Source organism: Longimicrobium terrae (genome assembly GCF_014202995.1).
GTDB classification, from domain to species: Bacteria; Gemmatimonadota; Gemmatimonadetes; order Longimicrobiales; family Longimicrobiaceae; genus Longimicrobium; species Longimicrobium terrae.
On sequence record NZ_JACHIA010000022.1, the window covers coordinates 1 to 17,690 of the forward strand.

Annotated in this window: 15 protein-coding genes; 7 read left to right on the forward strand and 8 right to left on the reverse strand. The window is 66.6% G+C overall.

What is annotated here, in order from left to right; all coding sequences use genetic code 11:
- The 3 genes from HNQ61_RS23580 to HNQ61_RS23590 all read left to right on the forward strand — a co-directional run.
- Window positions 1-292 (forward strand): ISAs1 family transposase (locus tag HNQ61_RS23580; protein WP_183685819.1); only part of this gene is annotated, 292 nt, incomplete at its 5' end.
- Window positions 293-436: 144 nt separating this feature from the next.
- Window positions 437-1,156: a (d)CMP kinase gene (cmk, locus tag HNQ61_RS23585; RefSeq protein WP_205762069.1), complete on the forward strand. Its 720-nt coding sequence runs from the start codon at window positions 437-439 to the stop codon at window positions 1,154-1,156.
- 102 nt (window positions 1,157-1,258) lie between these two features.
- Window positions 1,259-3,094, forward strand: coding sequence for a 30S ribosomal protein S1 (locus tag HNQ61_RS23590; RefSeq protein WP_170038742.1), 1,836 nt, complete (start codon window positions 1,259-1,261; stop codon window positions 3,092-3,094).
- 1,803 nt (window positions 3,095-4,897) lie between these two features.
- On the opposite strand, the gene HNQ61_RS23595 is transcribed toward HNQ61_RS23590, so the two are convergent.
- The 3 genes from HNQ61_RS23595 to HNQ61_RS23605 form a co-directional block, all read right to left on the reverse strand.
- Window positions 4,898-9,769 carry an RHS repeat domain-containing protein gene (locus HNQ61_RS23595; RefSeq protein WP_170038740.1) on the reverse strand — a complete coding sequence of 1,624 codons (4,872 nt, stop codon included), beginning with the start codon at window positions 9,767-9,769 and terminating at the stop codon, window positions 4,898-4,900.
- A gap of 458 nt (window positions 9,770-10,227) precedes the next feature.
- Window positions 10,228-10,464 carry a hypothetical protein gene (locus HNQ61_RS23600; protein WP_170038738.1) on the reverse strand — a complete coding sequence of 79 codons (237 nt, stop codon included), beginning with the start codon at window positions 10,462-10,464 and terminating at the stop codon, window positions 10,228-10,230.
- A gap of 160 nt (window positions 10,465-10,624) precedes the next feature.
- Window positions 10,625-10,870 carry a hypothetical protein gene (locus HNQ61_RS23605; RefSeq protein WP_170038736.1) on the reverse strand — a complete coding sequence of 82 codons (246 nt, stop codon included), beginning with the start codon at window positions 10,868-10,870 and terminating at the stop codon, window positions 10,625-10,627.
- A 347-nt stretch (window positions 10,871-11,217) separates the two neighbouring features.
- Here HNQ61_RS23605 and HNQ61_RS23610 point away from each other — a divergent pair, with 347 nt between their 5' ends.
- On the forward strand, window positions 11,218-11,571 hold the full coding sequence (locus HNQ61_RS23610) for a hypothetical protein (protein ID WP_170038734.1): 354 nt from the start codon (window positions 11,218-11,220) through the stop codon (window positions 11,569-11,571).
- Between the two features lie 269 nt (window positions 11,572-11,840).
- A complete protein-coding gene (locus HNQ61_RS23615) occupies window positions 11,841-13,040 on the forward strand; it encodes a S8 family peptidase (protein ID WP_205762059.1) in 1,200 nt (399 codons plus the stop codon).
- A gap of 142 nt (window positions 13,041-13,182) precedes the next feature.
- Here the strand turns inward: HNQ61_RS23615 and HNQ61_RS23620 are convergent, their stop codons facing one another.
- The 4 genes from HNQ61_RS23620 to HNQ61_RS23635 all read right to left on the reverse strand — a co-directional run bounded on the left by HNQ61_RS23620 (window position 13,183) and on the right by HNQ61_RS23635 (window position 15,265).
- Entirely contained in the window at window positions 13,183-13,470 is a 288-nt protein-coding gene (locus HNQ61_RS23620) for a hypothetical protein (protein ID WP_170038730.1), read from the reverse strand.
- A 144-nt stretch (window positions 13,471-13,614) separates the two neighbouring features.
- Window positions 13,615-14,178 (reverse strand): hypothetical protein, encoded by a 564-nt coding sequence (locus tag HNQ61_RS23625; protein ID WP_170038728.1) that lies wholly within the window; start codon window positions 14,176-14,178, stop codon window positions 13,615-13,617.
- 119 nt (window positions 14,179-14,297) lie between these two features.
- Window positions 14,298-14,801, reverse strand: a complete 504-nt coding sequence (locus tag HNQ61_RS23630) for a DMT family transporter (RefSeq protein ID WP_170038726.1) — start codon at window positions 14,799-14,801, stop codon at window positions 14,298-14,300.
- Window positions 14,798-15,265 carry a DMT family transporter gene (locus HNQ61_RS23635; RefSeq protein ID WP_170038724.1) on the reverse strand — a complete coding sequence of 156 codons (468 nt, stop codon included), beginning with the start codon at window positions 15,263-15,265 and terminating at the stop codon, window positions 14,798-14,800. Before HNQ61_RS23635 ends, HNQ61_RS23630 begins: the two co-directional genes overlap by 4 nt.
- 306 nt (window positions 15,266-15,571) lie before the next feature.
- Between HNQ61_RS23635 and HNQ61_RS23640 the strand changes: the two genes are divergently transcribed.
- Together HNQ61_RS23640 and HNQ61_RS23645 are read left to right on the forward strand one after the other, a co-directional pair.
- Window positions 15,572-16,039 carry a hypothetical protein gene (locus HNQ61_RS23640; RefSeq protein ID WP_170038722.1) on the forward strand — a complete coding sequence of 156 codons (468 nt, stop codon included), beginning with the start codon at window positions 15,572-15,574 and terminating at the stop codon, window positions 16,037-16,039.
- A complete protein-coding gene (locus tag HNQ61_RS23645) occupies window positions 16,036-16,608 on the forward strand; it encodes a helix-hairpin-helix domain-containing protein (RefSeq protein ID WP_170038720.1) in 573 nt (190 codons plus the stop codon). Before HNQ61_RS23640 ends, HNQ61_RS23645 begins: the two co-directional genes overlap by 4 nt.
- A 72-nt stretch (window positions 16,609-16,680) precedes the next feature.
- Here the strand turns inward: HNQ61_RS23645 and HNQ61_RS23650 are convergent, their stop codons facing one another.
- Window positions 16,681-17,664, reverse strand: a complete 984-nt coding sequence (locus tag HNQ61_RS23650; protein WP_170038718.1) for a PDDEXK family nuclease — start codon at window positions 17,662-17,664, stop codon at window positions 16,681-16,683.
- Window positions 17,665-17,690: the final 26 nt, after the last annotated feature.

Here is a 17,690-nt window from a genome sequence, read left to right on the forward strand (position 1 = left end):
GAAGCCGTACCACGAGACGGTGTTCTACATCAGCAGCCACACGGCTTCGGCGGAGGCGTTCGCCCGCATCGTGCGCGGCCACTGGCAGGTGGAGAATGGTTTGCACTGGGTCAAGGACGTGGTGCAGGGCGACGACGCGTGTACGACAAAGGCGGGCAATGCCCCCGAGAACCTCAGTCTGCTACGGAGCCTTGCCCTGACCCTGTACCGCCTTTCCGGGGAGTACTCTATCAAGCGTGCCCTGCGGCGCTTCGCCCATGACCTCCCTCGCCTCATCCAACTCCTAGTATGAAACAGCCCTGGGGGTCGGGGGAGGGGCCCCAAGCCGGCGACGAGACAGTCTGTCCGATCCGCAATCGCACTGACGCACTCACGCACCCAGCACTCACGCACTTTCGCACTTTACGCACTTTCGCACTCCTTCCCAAGCACTCCCGTGACACCTCCCAAACGCCCCGACGGAATCATCATCGCGCTGGACGGGCCAGCGGGGTCGGGCAAGAGCTCCACCGCCAGGGCCGTGGCCGCGCGGCTGGGCTACCGCCACCTGGACTCCGGCGGCTTCTACCGCGCCATCACGTACGCCGCCCTGCGCGCCGGCATCGACCCGGACAGCTGGGGTTCGCTGACGCACGCCCAGCTGGACACGCTGGACGTCCACGGCCACGCCACGGAAACCGGCTACCGCATGACGGTGGGCGGGCGGGACGTGAGCGCCGAGATCCGCGCGCCCGAGGTGAACGCGCACGTGTCGCAGATGGCCGCCGTGGCCGGCGTGCGCGAGTGGCTGATGGACGCGCTGCGCGAGGCGGGCGCCCGCGGCGGGCTGGTGGCGGACGGGCGCGACATCGGCACCGTCGTCTTTCCCGACGCGGAGCTCAAGGCGTACCTCATCTGCGACCCGGAGGAGCGCGCCCTGCGCCGCCTGCGCGAACAGGGTGCGGACGACCTCTCGACCGAGCACGTGCGGGCCGAAGCGGCCCGCCTGCAGGGGCGCGACCAGATCGACAGCAGCCGCGAAGCCGCCCCTCTGCGACAGGCCGACGACGCAGTTGTGATCGACACCACGCAGCTCACCTTCGACGAGCAGGTGGCACGCATCGAGGGGCTCGCGAGGGAGCGGGCCGGGATTGACCGGAACGCGGATGTGTCATAGATTATTCCGTTTTCCCGGGCTTCGCCCCATCACCCTTTCACCCTCAACCCGCCGCGGGCAGCCACACCGCCTGCGGAGAGTCTACGGGAGACCCGCGTCCACATGTCCGACACCACTGAGCAGTTCGCTCGCGAAGACGGCGGCATTGCCACCGTCGAGACCCCCAACCGCAACTGGGGGAGCGAGCTTACCATCCAACAGATCGCCGATCGCGCCAAGTCGCTCGGCATTCGTCCGGACCTCTTCGACGAGGACGAGTACACCTCGGACGAGTACGAAGAGCTTCTCGCGATGTATGAGCCTACCCTCAGCAACATCGAGGAAGGCGAGATCGTCAAGGCCCGCATTCTCCGCATCACGGACAAGGCCGTGATCCTGGATCTGGGCTTCAAGAGCGAAGGCGCGGTCACCCGCGACGAGTTCAAGGACCCCGACTCGCTGCAGATCGGCGACGAGGTCGAAGTCTTCCTGGAGAACCTGGAAGACGAGGACGGCGTCGTCGTCCTGAGCAAGAAGAAGGCGGACTTCCTGCGCGTGTGGGAGAAGATCCGCGAGGCGTACGAGGCCGGCACCGCCGTGCAGGGCATTCTGACCCGCAAGATCAAGGGCGGCGTCACGGTGGACCTGATGGGCGTCGACGCCTTCCTGCCGGGTTCGCAGATCGCGCTGCGCCGGGTTCCGAACATCGAGGACCTGATCGGCGAGAACTACGAGTTCAAGATCATCAAGCTCAACAAGCGCCGCCGCAACATCGTCGTGTCGCGCCGCGTGCTGCTTGAGGCCGACCGCGAGATCAAGCGCGAGAAGCTCAAGAAGGAGCTCGAGGTCGGGCAGGTGCGCAAGGGCATCGTCAAGAACATCACCGACTTCGGTGCGTTCATCGACCTGGGCGGCATGGACGGCCTGCTGCACATCACCGACATGTCGTGGGGCCGCGTGGGCCACCCGTCCGAGGTGGTGGGGATCGCCGACGAGCTGGAAGTCAAGATCCTGGACATCGACTGGGAGCGCGAGCGCCTGTCGCTGGGCCTGAAGCAGCTGCAGGACTACCCTTGGAAGGACGTCGAGAAGAAGTACCCGGTGGGCGCGCGCGTCCGCGGCCGGGTGGTCTCGATCACCAACTACGGCGCCTTCGTGGAGCTGGAGAAGGGCGTCGAGGGCCTGGTTCACATCAGCGAGATGAGCTGGACGCGCAACGTCCGGCACCCGTCCAAGATCGTGTCGCTGGGCGATGAGATCGAGGCCGTGATCCTGAAGGTGGATCCGGAAGGCGAAAAGATCTCGCTGGGCATGAAGCAGATCGAAGAGGATCCGTGGCACGCGCTGCCGGCCAAGTACCCGGTGGGTACGCGCCTCAGCGGCAAGGTGCGGAACCTGACGAGCTTCGGCGCGTTCGTGGAGATCGAGCCGGGCATCGACGGCCTGGTGCACATCTCCGACATGAGCTGGACCAAGCGCATCCAGCACCCCTCCGAGGTCGTCAAGAAGGGTGACGACGTCGAGGTGGTGATCCTGGGCGTGGACGCCGACAACAAGCGCATCTCGCTGGGCCTGAAGCAGACCCAGGACGACCCGTGGGGCGACATCGCCACGCAGTACCACCCGGGCCAGGAGATCACCGGTCCCATCACCCGCCTGCAGGACAAGGGCGTGGCGGTGGACCTGGGCAACGACGTCGAGGGCTTCGTGCCCGTTTCGCAGATCGGCGTGACCGGCCTGCAGAACCCGGCGGACCTGTTCGCCGAGGGCGACGAGCTGGAAATGCGGATCACCGAAGTCGACGCGGCCAACCACCGCATCGTGCTGGAGACGATCCGCGTGCCCAAGTTCGAGGGCGGACAGCCCACCCTTCCCGTCGCCGCCGCGCAGGATGCCGATGAGGCTCCCGCCGGTGACGAGCCCGCGGAAGAGACCGCTCCGGCGGGCGACGAGGCGTAAGCTTCAACGCTTTTCGGCAGTGTTTTGAGAATGAGGGCGCGGAGCTTCGGCTTCGCGCCCTCATTCTTGTTCTGGCCAGGTGTCGGGCGGGGGCCGGGTTCACCACCGTTTCACGCGGGGGGCGCGGAGGTCACGCGGAGGTCGCGGGGACAGCGGGAGATCCGGCCGCGTGATGGTCAGCCGAGATCGTGCGCCGGGGATGCGAAACGGGCGCGGAGCATCGGCTCCGCGCCCGTTTCGCCTCGTAAGAACTCAGCTGCTCCCATGCTGGGTGTGGGACAGCGCGGCATGTCTCATCGAACGGGTAGCCCGGGACTCGGTCGATCGACTGGAATACGCAACCGGATTGCGCCGGACCAACGATCGTAAACTCCAAGGGGCCTATTCAGCCCGGAGGACTCAGGCCAATCGTTTCACTGCACCGAATGGCCCTGAATGCGATCGAACGATTGGAAAACGCAACCAGGTCGGACCGGAACAAAGATGCGGGGGGGAATTCCTGCGTCTCTGCGATCCGCGAAGATTGGAACGCCGTCCAGTTCTCCATGCTGTTTCAGGTCTCTGACAGCCTTGTGTGACATGGTTTGTTCCGGGTAGTTCGCCGCGAAGCTCTGCCCCTCAAAGCGGACAGCCCGATTTGCATCGAAGGTCCGCACCTGTTCTGAATAGGGCGGCGATCCCGTCCGGTAAACGTCTGTGTATCTGCGGCCGCTGATCAGTGTGTCGCCCGTCGCGGCGTCAATCCGCGCTTCGACTTCCCGCAGGCCGTGGTCAGCTACAACGCACAGCCGTATGGGTGTTCTCTGGAGTCTGCTGTTCGCCTGTCGTTCGCCGCCGCCTGGGGAGAAACAAGCTGCGAGCACCGGAAGAACTACAACCCAAGCCTTGACTGTTCCCCAAGACAGACGCCGGCAGGCAGCATCGTGGCGGGGGATGCATTGATCTGCTTTCATCGTCCTCGGCAGTAGGATGCGCTCTCGTCGAGACTGCGCCCGATTTCCGTGGTCGAGTAGTCACTGGATCCCCCCCCCCCGTGTGATCTACTCGGATCGACCAGCCGTGAATTGTCCTGTGCGACGTAGACACGATTGTTGAACGCACCGAGTTGGCGCTGAATCATGTCACGGCCCGATATAGCCACACGAACCACGGAAAGTGGTATTCCGAAGGCTCGACAGTGCAAACGCGCGCTCCTGTGGGCGTGCCGGTCGGAGTTGAGAGTGAGGTTCTGTGAGCGGCAGAACCTTCCAGAGTACAGTGGCTGTTATCGCACGGGGTGGAGTTGAATGCGCTCAAACGATTGAACAACGCAGCCTGGATTCACCAAGACGAAGAGGTGCGCAGGTGGCACGACCCTGTCGGTCACCTCTCTGAAAATTGGGGCACCTTCCATTTCCGTGTACTTGACGAGGAAGTGGATGTTCTCGGGTGCGACTGTGGTCTGTGGATCATTTGCCACATACGTGTGTTCGCCAAGATACACTGCCCTTCGTGTATCGAAGGTTTGTACGTGTGCTGAGTAGGGAGGTGAGCCCGTCCGGTAGAGTTGCCGCCATTTTCGACCGCGCACCAGCGTGTCGCCCGCCGCGGAGTCAATTTGAGCCTCAATCAACTGTACATGGTCATCAGCGAAGGCGCACAGCCGGATAGGTGTTGTACGAATGTCACCTGGCGCCAGCCTCTCCAGTGCTCGAGCGCCCATGCAGCCGGATAACATCGGCAGGAGGATGGCGCAGATCGCAGGAGTCGGCGTAGCCAAATGCCGAAAGACAGCACGCAGTGTGCTCGTGAATAGGTGCGTTTTCATTTACCCTGACAGTAAAGGGCGCTATCATCGACTGAACGCCCGATTTCCGTGATCGCGAAATCACCATACCTTTCGCCCAGCCGGCTGCTCGGATTGGGAAGCCCGTGAACCGCCTCGTGAACTACCGTCAGGCGCCGTTCCTCCATCGTGGGTCCCGGACCCGCATACAGGTACATCACGACACCACCTAGCACCGCGTGCGTGGGCGCGTTACCCCAGACGATTGAGTCCCCCAGTAAGGGAACAGGGTTTTCGAACATCCCGAGCTGGGGCCCGATCATAGCGCGGCCGGATGCGGCTACACGACGACAGAAGCTCGTGTTTCGCAGCCCTTCCAGGCTCGACAGCGCGAAGGCGCGCTCATCTGAGGTTGCTGGGCGCAGTTGGCACTTGATGATGCCTGCTCGACATGAGCCGGTTGATGCCCAGTCGTCGTAACCCAGGCCCAGCGAGCTGTCGCACGAGATGAACGTGGGGCATCCGTTGCCACGCAGAGGGCCTCCACTCCAGGAATCGAACCGGCCGCCGTTCGTCGTCATGTAGTACGACGAAGTTCCGCCGTCCAGGCACCACGAACTCCACCGCTGGCTGAAGAAGTCGATCTGGAGGTCGCAGGTCTGGAAGAGCCCGCTGTGATCGCTGCTGTTCACCGGGTCATTGCCGGCGTAGGCGTACATGTTGATGCCGCCCTCCAGCCCGATCGGATCCTCGCTGATGAAACGCTGCAGGGTTGGCTCGTACCAGCGCGCACGGACGTAGTACAGGCCGGCGTCGGCGTCCCACTCGCGCCCGATCCAGCGCAGCCGGTTGGCCATGCCTTCGCTGACGTATTCCGCCCCGCCGAACGGATCGTACCTGTACTGGTTCACCACGTTACCCGCGGCGTCGATCATGGCCAGCACGCTCCCCTGGCGGTCAGCCGCGTAGTAGTGGCGCACGCCGTTCCTGAGAATGCTGTGCACCTGGTCGGTGCCCGGATAGTAGGTGTACTCCGCCGCCACCGACCCGTCCAGCGGCACCAGATCCAGCAGGACGTCGTCGCCGTCGTACAGGTAGTGCTCGTCGCAGCACGACCCGGGACGCCGCTTGGCAACTCGGTGACCCAGCCCGTCGTAGCCGTAGGTGGCGGTCAGAACTCCGTTCAGCCGCACCTCGGCGAGTTGTCCAAAGCCGTCCCACGTGTAGGCGTATGTCTGCGTTCCGTTGCCGCGCGAGGTGAGATTGCCCTCGCCGTCGTACTGCGCCGTCCATCCCCGGTAGCTGGCCAGGCGGTTCCCGTTCAGCGTCTGCGCCCCCGAATCCGTGGGGTTGCCCACCTTGTCGTAGCTGAACACGCGCTGCGCCAGCAGGGTCCACTGCTGGTCTTCGGGGCAGTCCCACCCCGTGCTTTCCTGCAGCGTGCAGCCGGTGTGGCTGGTGGCGCGCTGCCGGTCCGTCACCTGCTGCAGGCGTCCGTTGGGATCGTACAGGTAGTCGCGGGTGCGGTTCTGCGCCGCGTTGGTGCGGGATGAGATGCGGTTGCCCGTGTCGTACCTGTATCCCGTTCCCGCCACCGAGTTGAGCCCAGGAGCCGAATACGTCACCCGGCTCAGCTGGTGCGTGGACGTGTAGTTGTAGGTGGACGACACCCCGTTGGGAAGGTAGATGGACGCGAGACCGCCCTCGCCGTTGTAGTTGAGGTAGGTGACGCCCCCGCTGAAGTCCCGCAGGGAACTGAGCTGCAGGGTGGTGGATGAGGCCTGTGTGCGCATGGACCGCCACGCGCCGCCATTTACGCGATACTTGAGGGTGTCGGGCGTTCCCTGCGCGGCGTACGTGTGCGCCACCTCGTACGCCGTTACTCCTCCGGCGCCCAGCGGGCGAAGCGTCACGGTGCGGGAAAGGCGGCCCTCGCCGTCATAGTGCAGCGTGTCGGTACTCTCTGTCAGAAAGAGCGTACCGTTGCTGACCGAAACCCACCGCGGGGCTGCCGGGTTGCCCGGCACTTCCGGGCTGTACACGAACGAGCGGACGCGATTGGGAACCGTCGCGTGGCTCGTGGTAATGAGCGTGGGGCGGTCCAGCGCGTCGTACGTGATGCTGGTCGCCACGCCGCGGCGGTCCGTGGTGACGGCGACGCGGCCGTACCGGTCGTAGACGGCCTCCCGGTGCTGGCCCGGCACATCGGCCGGCCGTGCCTCGCGCTCCACCCAGCCCAGCTGGTTGCGCGTCCACCGGAACACCTGTCCACGGGCGTCCGTCACCGAATCCACGAACACCGCGCCGTAGTGGTACCGGGTGATGCCCGCGTCGGGCGCCGTCATGGTGGTCGGCCGCCCGACCGCGTCGTACACGGTGGTGGTCAGCTTGCCATCGGGCGTAACCGTCTGCGTGCTCCTGCCCCAGGCGTCCCACGCGGTGGTCTGCGTTACCCGTCCGCCGGCCGCGGTAACTGCCCGTGTGTTCTGCCACCCGCTGGCTTCGTACGCGGCCACCGTGGTGTGCCCGGCGGAATCGACCTGGGTCAGCACCCGCCCGCGCGCGTCGTAGGTGTAGCGGGTGGTGCCGGAGCCCGCCGTCCTTACGCTGTCCAGCAGCACGCGCCCGCCCGCGGGGGTGTAGAAGAGGCGCGTTTCCGGCGTGGCGCCATACACCCGGCTCACCCGCTGCCCGGGGCCGTTGTACTCCATGTACGTGGAGCGGGCGAGGCTGCCATTGAGCACGCGGCTCATCATCCGCGGGCCGCTCCACGCCGTGCTGTCGGTGTTCCCCGACGCGTCCTGCGCCCATGTGACCAAGGCATCGGCGTTGCGGCGAGCGAACGACGTGTACCCGCGGGAATCGCGTACCTCCACGGCCGCCCCCCATCCATCCACCCGGAAGCGCGTGGTGTCGCCGCGCACGCCCGCGGCCCACATCCATGCCGTTTGCGGCTGAACCGCCGTTCCAGGGGCGGATACGGTGCCCATCCCCGGCGCGGGGAGCACCGCGAATTCGCGGGAGCGCAGCAAGACGGTATCGCGGTACGACGTGCTGCCCTGCGCCCGGTACACGGGCCCGATCACGTGCGAGAGCTTGCCCCACGGGTCGTACGCGAGGTCTGTGCGGTTTCCGGCGCGGTCGGTGTACCCCGTCAGCCGATGGTTGGAGTATGTTGCGCTGGAAATTGAATACACGCCGTCCGGGTCCTGCACCGCCACCAGGTCTGTGCCGGAGTAGACGGTCGTCGCGGTCGGAACCGAGCCGCCGTTGAAGACAAAGGCCGAGAACAGGCCACTCGCCGGCTGATAGGTGAGGGCGTACAGGTTGCCCGTGGGATCCTGCATCGACGCGACCTCACCCGTAATGCAGGTCGCGCAGGGGCCGCCATGGTAGTTGATGATCGTGGCGTTTCCGGAGGCGTCCACCACCCGAAGCAGTTTGCCCGTGGCGTCGAACAATGCCGAATCACCTTCCAGCCCTGACCGCGCGTATCCGGAACTGGTCCGCGCCAGCGTGGTGAACTCACTCGCTGGCGAGAGATAGGTGCAGGGGCCGCTCAGGGAGCACGTCGCCGGGGCGCGGAAGAAAGCGCCGTTTCCACCGCCGTCCACGAGTGTGACCCCGGACAGGTCCATCCCTCCCGTGGGAAGGATGATTCTCTGCTGTCCGGCAAGGCTCCAGCCGGCGCCGTACACGCTGCCGGTCTGGTTGATAACGACGAGCCGCACGCCGAGGGTGTCCGTCTGCAGGGTCCCGCCGTACGATCGCGTCACTTCGGCGCGGTAGCGGTACGTTCCCGTCGCCAAGCCGGATGCGTCGAACCAGGCGGACAGACGCTGCGTTCCCGCCGCGCTGGCGTAGTGCACGATGGTTTCGGTGCCTCCCAGCAGGGGTTCGGCGGCTCCGTTGGAGCGGACCAGGCGCAGCCCCACGGAGGCGGGTACCGCGCCTGCGTCGTTGGTGAGATCCAGCTGAACGAACCCGCGGGGCTGCGCGCGGGCGCTCGAGTACAGCAGTGCGGCGGACCTTCCCTGATCCAGGCTGATGTAGGCGGGCGTTGCATACGCCAGCGTCGCGTCAAAGCACGACGCCTCGCACAGCGCGGGTCTTCGCACCCCGTCCGGCGACACCAGGGTCAGGCGAGGCCTGTGGGTGAAGGTGGCGCGGAGGGTGTCGGACAGGTTTCCTGCCGAGTCGCGCACCACGGCCTTGAACTCGTTCGGTCCCGGCTGCAGCGGCAGCGCGAGGGAGGATACGCGGGACGAGTAGCAGCCGCTGGTGCTGGTGCCCGGTGCGTCAGTGGTGACGAGCGGCGCATTGTTCAGCCACACCTCGCGCGTCACCATGTTCAACTTGTAGTCGTCGCACCAGCCAATCTGCACGGCGGCCGACGCTTGGGTAAAGGAGCCTCCCGCGGGAGTCACCTGGACGGTCGGCTTCACCGGATCCGGAGTGGTGAAGACGTAATAGGTGCTGTCGTTGCTGCAGGTCGCCGTCTGTGACGTTTCACAGGCACGCGCCTTTACCTTGTTGCTTCCGGCCGCAAACGTCAGCGAAACCGTCGCAACCCGGTGAACGTTGCAGACGCCGGCCGCTCCCGTGGAAATGGTATGTGTGACGAGCGTCCCGTTCAGCCAGATGCGGCTCGATCCGGAGGTGATCTGTTCCGCGTCGCAGTAGTGGATCGTGATGGATTGCGTCGCACCGTAGAACGTGCGGCCCGCCGGCTCGAACCAGATGTACGGCGGAGTCTCGGAGCCGGGTTCCACCACCTGCGTGGAGATGCCGCCATTTCCGTGTCCGTTCCCGTTCCCCTGGGTCGCGGCGGTGTTTGGAAAGATGGCGAAGAGGAGTGCCGTGGCCGGCAGGGCTGCGAACCGGATGCAGCGAAGCAGCAGGGATGCCATGCAGCGGTGGGGCAGAAGGGTTCCACACGTCCTGCGGGAGATCGCGACCGGGGCGAAAGGGGGAATTGCCGCCGGTTGTGTGACTTCGAGGAGCGCTCCTCCTGCTCTCTCACAGTAGGCGACGAACTCTGGAATCGGAACAGTGCGCTCGCTCGCAGCGATTTCCAAGAGAAATCTCTCAGCCCGGAGAAGCGCCACGTCGGCTGATCGTATCTTCAGCGAACCCCCAGTGCGATGTACCGTCCAAGCGTTCCTCAAGGCAACGAGGATGGCCGACGGCATGGAGGCGGGTGAGGTAGATGGGAAACGCCACGGCATTTCACGCGGAGGTTGCGGGGACAGCGGGAGGTCCGGCCGCGCGCTGGTCAGCCGAGGTCGTGAGGCGGGGATACGGAACGGGCGCGAAGCATCGGCTCCGCGCCCGTTGGCCTGTGCAACCCGGCTGTCCGCGGGCCGGGCTATCCTTTCGAGGCCAGTCCGGCCACGATCACGAGGACGATGAAGCCGGCAACGATGAGGAGGTGGTTGCGCCGCGCCGCAACGGCCCGCGCGGGCTGCACGACGGCCAAGGGGCTGCTCCACAGCAGCAATCCGTACCACCCCAGCGTGGCCATCGGCACCGCGACGACCAGCGGCCACCACGAGGCGAGCGCGAACGCCGCGACGATTCCCGCGATCGCAGTTCCCTCCTGCACGAGGGCGCAGAGGAAGTGCCGCGTACCACTCGGCTTGGCGGCCAGCCAGGCACCGCATTCCCGGCACGCCGTCGGCGAGCGCACCGTCGAGAACCGCTGCAGAGCAGATCTCAGTGGCTGGCGGCAGTTTGGGCACAGCCCGCCTTGGCTGGAGACCATGTCAGCGGTTCTCGGAATTCAGGTCTGCCAGGTCAGGGCGGCGCGGCCTCAGACGAATTAGAACGATCCCGAATGCCGCGGCGGGGACCAGAAACGCAGCCTGCCAATGCGGATACGGATCGCCGAGCAGTACATCGATCAACCCCGCGAATGCGGCCGCGAAGCACGCGACCATCCCGAATACGATCGATCCATGCTCGGAAAGGGGCTGGTTGAGCCGATGCCGTACGCTTTCCTTCTCCGTCATCGAGCGACCAGTCCAGCGGTGGTGAGCATGTCAGGCGCGAGCAGGATGAGTCGCCGATGGAGCCATCTGAGCCGGCCCACGTCAACCCAAGTCGGAAAGATGCTGGAGGTCACCGGCGAATCCAAGAACAATCGTTTTTCGAGGGTGCGGATCGCTCTGCTGATCGCCGATGCGCGTTATCCATCGCTTCGTTCAGGCACCGGCTCGTGAAGCTCTGCAGATTCCGGGTGCCGGAGCGGGAGGAATGCCCGCTGCTGTGCTATTTGCATTTCCGGACATTTAGTGTAATGTACATCTAAGCCCTGGCATTCCGCCCGGGCAGGTTCATCAGAGGTCAGGAGGACGGGATGAAGAACAGCTTCTTGCTGGCGGCAATGGTGGTGACGGCGCTCGCGGGCAGCGCGTCGGGCGCGCGGGACGCGCACGCCGGCCAGCCCGATGCGGGCACGCCGCTGGCCCTGGGGCTCGCGTGCAGCAAGGTGAGCGGGTGCACGGCGACCGCCTCGGGCGGCACGGGCACCGGATACACCTTCACCTGGTCGGGCGCCAGCTACGAAACGTCCGACGCGAACGGCACCGCGACCGCCGACGTGGTGTGCGGCGACAAGACCTCCGTCCGCGTCAGCTCCACGCTGTACGACAGCAGTTGGACGTCGGTGAGCCGCAGCGTCATTGTCCAGTGCAACCTCATCGAGCCGTAACGCGCATCGGCGCCTAAGGATGAAGAACCGGAGGGGCGCGGAGCTAAGGCTTCGCGCCCGCTTCGTCTACGCGCCTCATCCACCCCGAATCTGGAGCGCCAACCCGCCGATCTCAGGATGTGCAGCGATCGTGGGCCGCGCAGGGCCGGAACACGGATCAGCGATCGCGAATCAGGTTACTTGTATTTTCAGACGATAAGTATCATCATGGAAACGAGGCGTCCGGGCATTCCGCCCGGACGTCATCCAACCATGATTGAGGAGGAATGATGCGAAACCGGTTCTTGCAGGCGGCGATGATTACCGCGGTGCTGTCGGGTGCCGTCGCGGGGTGCGTGGATACCCCCACGGCGTCGTCCGCGCGGCCCGTTGCCGCCGGGATCGCGCCGCTGCTGGCGGCCGCGCCGGGGCAGGGGATTCGCGACCAGTACATCGTGGTGTTCCGGGACGGCGCGGCGGACGCGCCGGGGATCGCCGCGAAGCTCGTGAACGCGCACGGCGGCTCGGTCCGACACGCGTATCGTCATTCGCTGAACGGCTTTGCCGCCACGCTCCCCGCGTCCGCCGTGGAGGCGATCCGCCACAATCCCGCCGTGGCGTACGTGCAGCAGGACGGCGTGGTGCAGAGCGCCGCCACGCAGCTCAACGCGCCGTGGGGGCTGGACCGCATCGACCAGCCCAACCTGCCCCTGAACGGCACCTTCACCTACACGTACACGGGTGCTGGCGTGCGCATCTACGTCGTCGATACGGGACTCCGCTTTGACCACGCCCAGTTCGGCGGGCGCGCGGTGGCGGGATTTGATGCGCTCGGCGGCACGGGAGCCGACTGCAACGGCCACGGAACGCACGTGGCGGGGATTGCGGGCGGGAGCACGTACGGCGTCGCCAAAGCCGCCACGCTGGTATCCGTACGCGTGCTGGACTGCAACGGCGCGGGCTCCGCGAGCAACGTGATCGCGGGCGTGGACTGGATCACCGCCCATCGCGTGAAGCCCGCCGTGGCCGTCATGCCGCTGGGCGGGTCGGCCAACCAGGCGATGGACAACGCCGTCGCCAATTCCATCGCGGCGGGCGTGACGTACGTGGTGGTGGCGGGCAACTCCAACGCGGACGCGTGCGGCTTCTCCCCCGCGCGCCTTCCCGCCGCGCTTACGGTGGGCACGTCGACGGCGACGGACGCGCGGTCGTCCACCTCCAACTACGGCACCTGCGTCGACCTGTTTGCGCCGGGGATGAACATACCGTCCGCATGGCACACCAGCACGACGGCCACCAACACCCTCAGCGGCAGCTCCATGGCCGCGCCCCACGTGGCCGGCGCCGCCGCGCTCTACCTGCAGACGCACCAGACCGCCTCGCCCGCGGCCGTCGCCAACTCGGTCGTGAGCATGGCGTGGGTCGGCAAGCTCACCGGCATCGGCACGGGCTCGCCCAACCGCCTGCTGAATTCCAACCCCGCGCCGTGACGACGGGTGATCCGGCGTGAGCGGATCCTGGGCGCTGGGCGGGAAAAAAAGACGGGCGCGGAGCTTCGGCTCCGCGCCCGTCTTCGTCCTCACGACGCCTGTGCGTGTTCCAACCACGCCACAAGATGATGCTCGCCCCCGGTCAGGGGCCCGCAATCAGCCCGACGAGGATGACGGCTACGGCGAACCAGAAGATCGTGAGCCACCAACCGCGCCGGGCTCGTGCCGACTCGGCGGGCGTGACCACCGAGAGCGGGGTCAGCCACAGCAGCAGCCAGTGCCATCCGAACGCCCCGATGACGAACCCCGCGATCAGCGGCCACCAGGAACCCAGCAGAACCGCCGCGATCAAGCCGGAGATCCACGTCACCTCATGCGCGAAGCCATAAAGCAGACGCCACCCGAAGCCCGGCCTGGCGGCGAGGTACACACCGCATCCGCCACACGCGGCCGGCGAGTACACCGTCGCGAGCCGCTGCCGCGCGGACCGCAGCGGCTGCTGGCACGCAGGGCAACTCCAGCGTTCACGAGGTTTCACGTCGACCCGGTTCTTCGTTTCTGAGGGGGGCGGGCGTCAGTTCGCATCATTGGAGATGCTGGGATCCAGGATGAGAATCGCTCCCATCAGAATCCCGAGAACCAGAAACGGTGCTTGCCAGATAGGATATGGATCGCCGAGCCACAGGTCGATGAACCCTGCCAAGCCCGTCGCGAGGCACGCCACAGTCCCGAAAATCAGCGGTCCGCGTTCCGGGAGTGGGGCATTGGCCTTTGCCCACACACTTCTCTTTCCCGTCACCTGACGTCCCTCAGGTCTGATCGTCGCGGCCGCGGGGCTCGCTGGAACGGCTGCATCCCCCGGCATCGCCGCGGGCTGTGCATCGTCGCGCGCTGCCAGGGTGCGGCACCACACCTCGATTGCCTGGGAGGCGGTGAACACCCGCTTCCATGGCTCGGGGGGCGAGCTCACACCCAGCCTTCGCTCCACATCCGGGATGAAGTCGAAGGTAAGGTCCTCGTCCAACGCGAGGCTGAGGAGAGGCATGTCCAGAACGCCGGGCCTGATCGTGATCCCCAGGTTCTCCAACTCGCTGAGCACGATCGCGGTTACGTGTTCGCGGTGCGGCGACTCTCGCATGCCCCTCCTTCCCTATCGGTCCAACGTGGCCGCGTGTCCGGGATGATGGATACGGCAGCGCGATCCCGGAAATTCGGGGGCGGGCGAGAGCCTCACCTTTCGGGACGGAGACGGTCCTCTCAGGCCGCCTTCGTCCCCTGCGCGTGCGCAGGCCGCTCGTCCGCGGATGCGCCGTCCGCGGGCTGCTCGCGGTCGCGGGCCAGCATCGCCACCGCGCCCAGCAGCAGCGCCGCGCTCAGCAGTCCCGTTCCCGTGGGCCGCTGCGGCGCCTGGCCGAACCATCCCATCCCGGTGATGACCATCGCCCCCACCACCTGACCAAGCGTGACGGCAACGGTGCTGACGCCCACCCCCAGCCGCGCGGCGCCGGCCAGGCTCAGCGCGACGTAGGTGGCGCCGAACAGGCCGCCGGACAGCATCCACAGTGGCGGAATCCGCGTGGGGCGCACACCGTCCACCCCCACCAGCCACAGCCCCAGCAGCACGGCGGCGCCCACGACAAAGTTCACCAGCGAGGCGGAAAGCGGGGTTCCCAGCGAGCGGGCCAGCCGCAGGTTGAACGCCAGCCCGGCGGAAAGCCCCACGCCCGCCCCGATCGTCCCGATGATCAGCAGGAAGTTCATGGCATCCCCCACAGCCGCACGGCGAGCGCGGCCAGGGCCAGCACCACGGCGGCCGCGCGCCGCGGGTTCAACCGCCGCTGCACCAGCCCCAGCGCGCCCGTGTGGTCCAGCAGAATGGCGACGGTGATCTGCGACGCGATCACCAGCGTGGTCGCCAGGCCGGCTCCCAGGGCGCGCGTAAGGATCACGCTGCCAACGATGTACGCGCTCCCCACGGCGCCGCCCAGCCACGCCCATCCGGGCCCGCACATGGCGGCGCGCCAGTCGGCCCTGGGGCCCGGCGCGACGGAAAGCAGAAGCAGCAGAAAGACGCCACCGCCCAGGTACGAGGTGGCGCCGGTGAGGGTTACGGAGCGAAGCTGGCCCGCGAGCGCCGCGTTGATGGCGAACTGCGCGGGAAGAAGGCAGCCGCCCAGCACGGTGACGGCAAGGGGAAGGGCAATGCGTTTCGGTGAATCCGGCATGGATCGGTCTGCGGGTTGCTGGCGGCAATCGTGATGCTGCACCTTGTCACGGATGAGAAGGTGGAGCCCACGTGCCGGGGACTTTCAATGGATGCGCACCGGGTGAACACGTTCGGCGGATCAGCATCGGCCAGGTTCGGGCGGAGCGCAACGGCCCACCCGTCGCGCGGCCAGGGAGCGCGCGGCGGGTCGGATACGGACTTCCGTGGATTAGATGACGGCCAATCTGGCGCACCGCCCCGCGCACGTCTACGTTCGGCGCGCGGCAGATCGGCCGCTTCTGGCCAGAATGAGCGAGGGCGTACGGTGCGGAGCGCGTTCAGCGGGGATGAGGGCGGGGCGGGGAGCCCGCTGCGGCGCATTCTGCTGGCCCTGGTGCTGATGGGCATCGCCGGACTGGCGGCGGAACTGGTGCTGCTGGAGCACGTGGACGAATGGACGCAGTGGGTGCCGTTCGCGGCGCTCGCGGCGGGGCTGCTGAGCGGCGTGGCCGTGCTGCTGCGGCCGGGGCGCGCGACCCTGCGCGTCTTTCAGTGGGCGATGCTCGCCTTTGTGATCGCGGGCGCGGCGGGCGTGGTGCTGCACCTGCGCGGAAACCTGGAATTCGAACGCGAGATGGACGCCAGCCTGACCGGGCTGGCGCTGTTCTGGCGAGCCCTCCGCGGCGCCACGCCCGCGCTGGCGCCGGGATCGCTCGCCCACCTGGGGCTCATCGGCCTCGCCGTGGCGTATCGCCATCCGGCGGCGCTTTCACACACCAAGGAGAAATCATGAGGCACTCCCTTTCTTCCGCGCTCATCGTGGCGGCGCTCGCGTCCGCGGCGTGCGGCGGCGGCGACGCAGCCGAGCAGGCTCCCGCGGCGGACACCACGGCCGCCGCCGTCCCCGCGTCGCCCGCGCCGGCCCCGGCGACCGCCGCGCCGGCGGACTCGGCTGCGGCCGTCGCCCCGGCGCCCGCGGCCGCGCAGGGCGCGCTGATCGATCCCAATACCGCCACGGCCGAGCAGCTTGCCGCCATCCCAGGAATGACGCCGCAGCTGGCGGACGCGGTGGTGCAGGGACGTCCGTATGCCGACATGCGCGCAGTCGATCAGAAGCTGGCGGGGCTGACCGAGCAGCAGAAGGACCAGGTGTACGCGCAGCTCTGGAAGCCCATCGACCTGAACAAGGCGACAGCAGAGGAGATCGAGTTGATCCCGGGCGTGGGCGCGCGGATGCGCCACGAGTTCGAGGAGTACCGGCCGTACCGCGGCATGGAGCAGTTTCGCCGCGAGATCGGCAAGTACGTGAACGAGGCCGAGGTCGCCCGGCTGGAAAAGTACGTCAGCATCCCCGCCTCCTGATCCTCGGCGGGCCGAAAACGAGAACGCCGGGCCCGCATTCGCGGGCCCGGCGTTCCTGTCATCACAGCTCGGTCAGTCGAGTTCGTCCGGGTCGTACACACCACCTGCGGGGCCCTGTTCGGCGGAGGCGGAAAAAGTGAGGTGTGCCTCAGGGAACGCCTCCTGAAGGCGGCGCAACTCCGGAACCGTGTTGCGGCCCCACCGCTTGCTCACCGCGATCGTCTCATCACCCACCCGGGTCAGATCCTGATCCGCGGTCATGAAGTACTTCGGGTTCATGGGAAGCCCGTCGATAGAGTCTCCAAGCATGGACCCGAGCAGGTCATTCCGGCTCAGATTTCCTCGATACCGGGCGAACGGCAGGCTGTGCTTCAACGCCTGGGCGATGTCATCGATCTGGACTCCATTCCCGGTGAGCGACTGCACCGCCCTGAGAATGGCCCGCCGCTTTCGCAGTGCCGGGTACGTCACGCCGTAGAGGGAAACATCGTACCGCGTAAGGTCGCGCGTGGCGGAGCGCGTGGCGCGCTCCCGCTTCGCTTTTTCGGCCACCTGCACCTGATACTGGTGTGCCTGCGGGAGCGGAATCACCTGCTTCACGTCCAGCAGAAGCTCGTCCGCGTGCCAGTGGGGCTGCAGTTGAACGCAGCGGATGTCCAGATCACGCTCGTTCAGCCACATCACCGTCGAGGTGATCTCCCGTGAGAAGCCCGCCGCCACGAGTACGATGCGGACATCCTGCGCGAACGCGGTTTCATCCGCGCTTTCCCATTCCAGAAACTCCAGGAGCGAGGCGCGTGCATCCACGTCCCTGGAAAGCCGCGCGAGCATTTTTTCGTACGCGGACAATGCCTGGTCAAACGTGATGCGCGCCACCATGGCCGCGTAGCGCAGGGCCTGAAGCTCCATGTGAGCGCCAGTCTCATCGCGCTTCAGTTCGATGACCACAAGGTTGGCCTGCCGGTCGATCGCGAGCAGGTCAATCCTGCGCTGGCTGGTGTCCCAGTCGCCAAACTCCTCGGCGATGACGAGGGTGTCAGGCGCAATGATGTCCACATGATCCCGCAGCAGCGCCTGCAGGT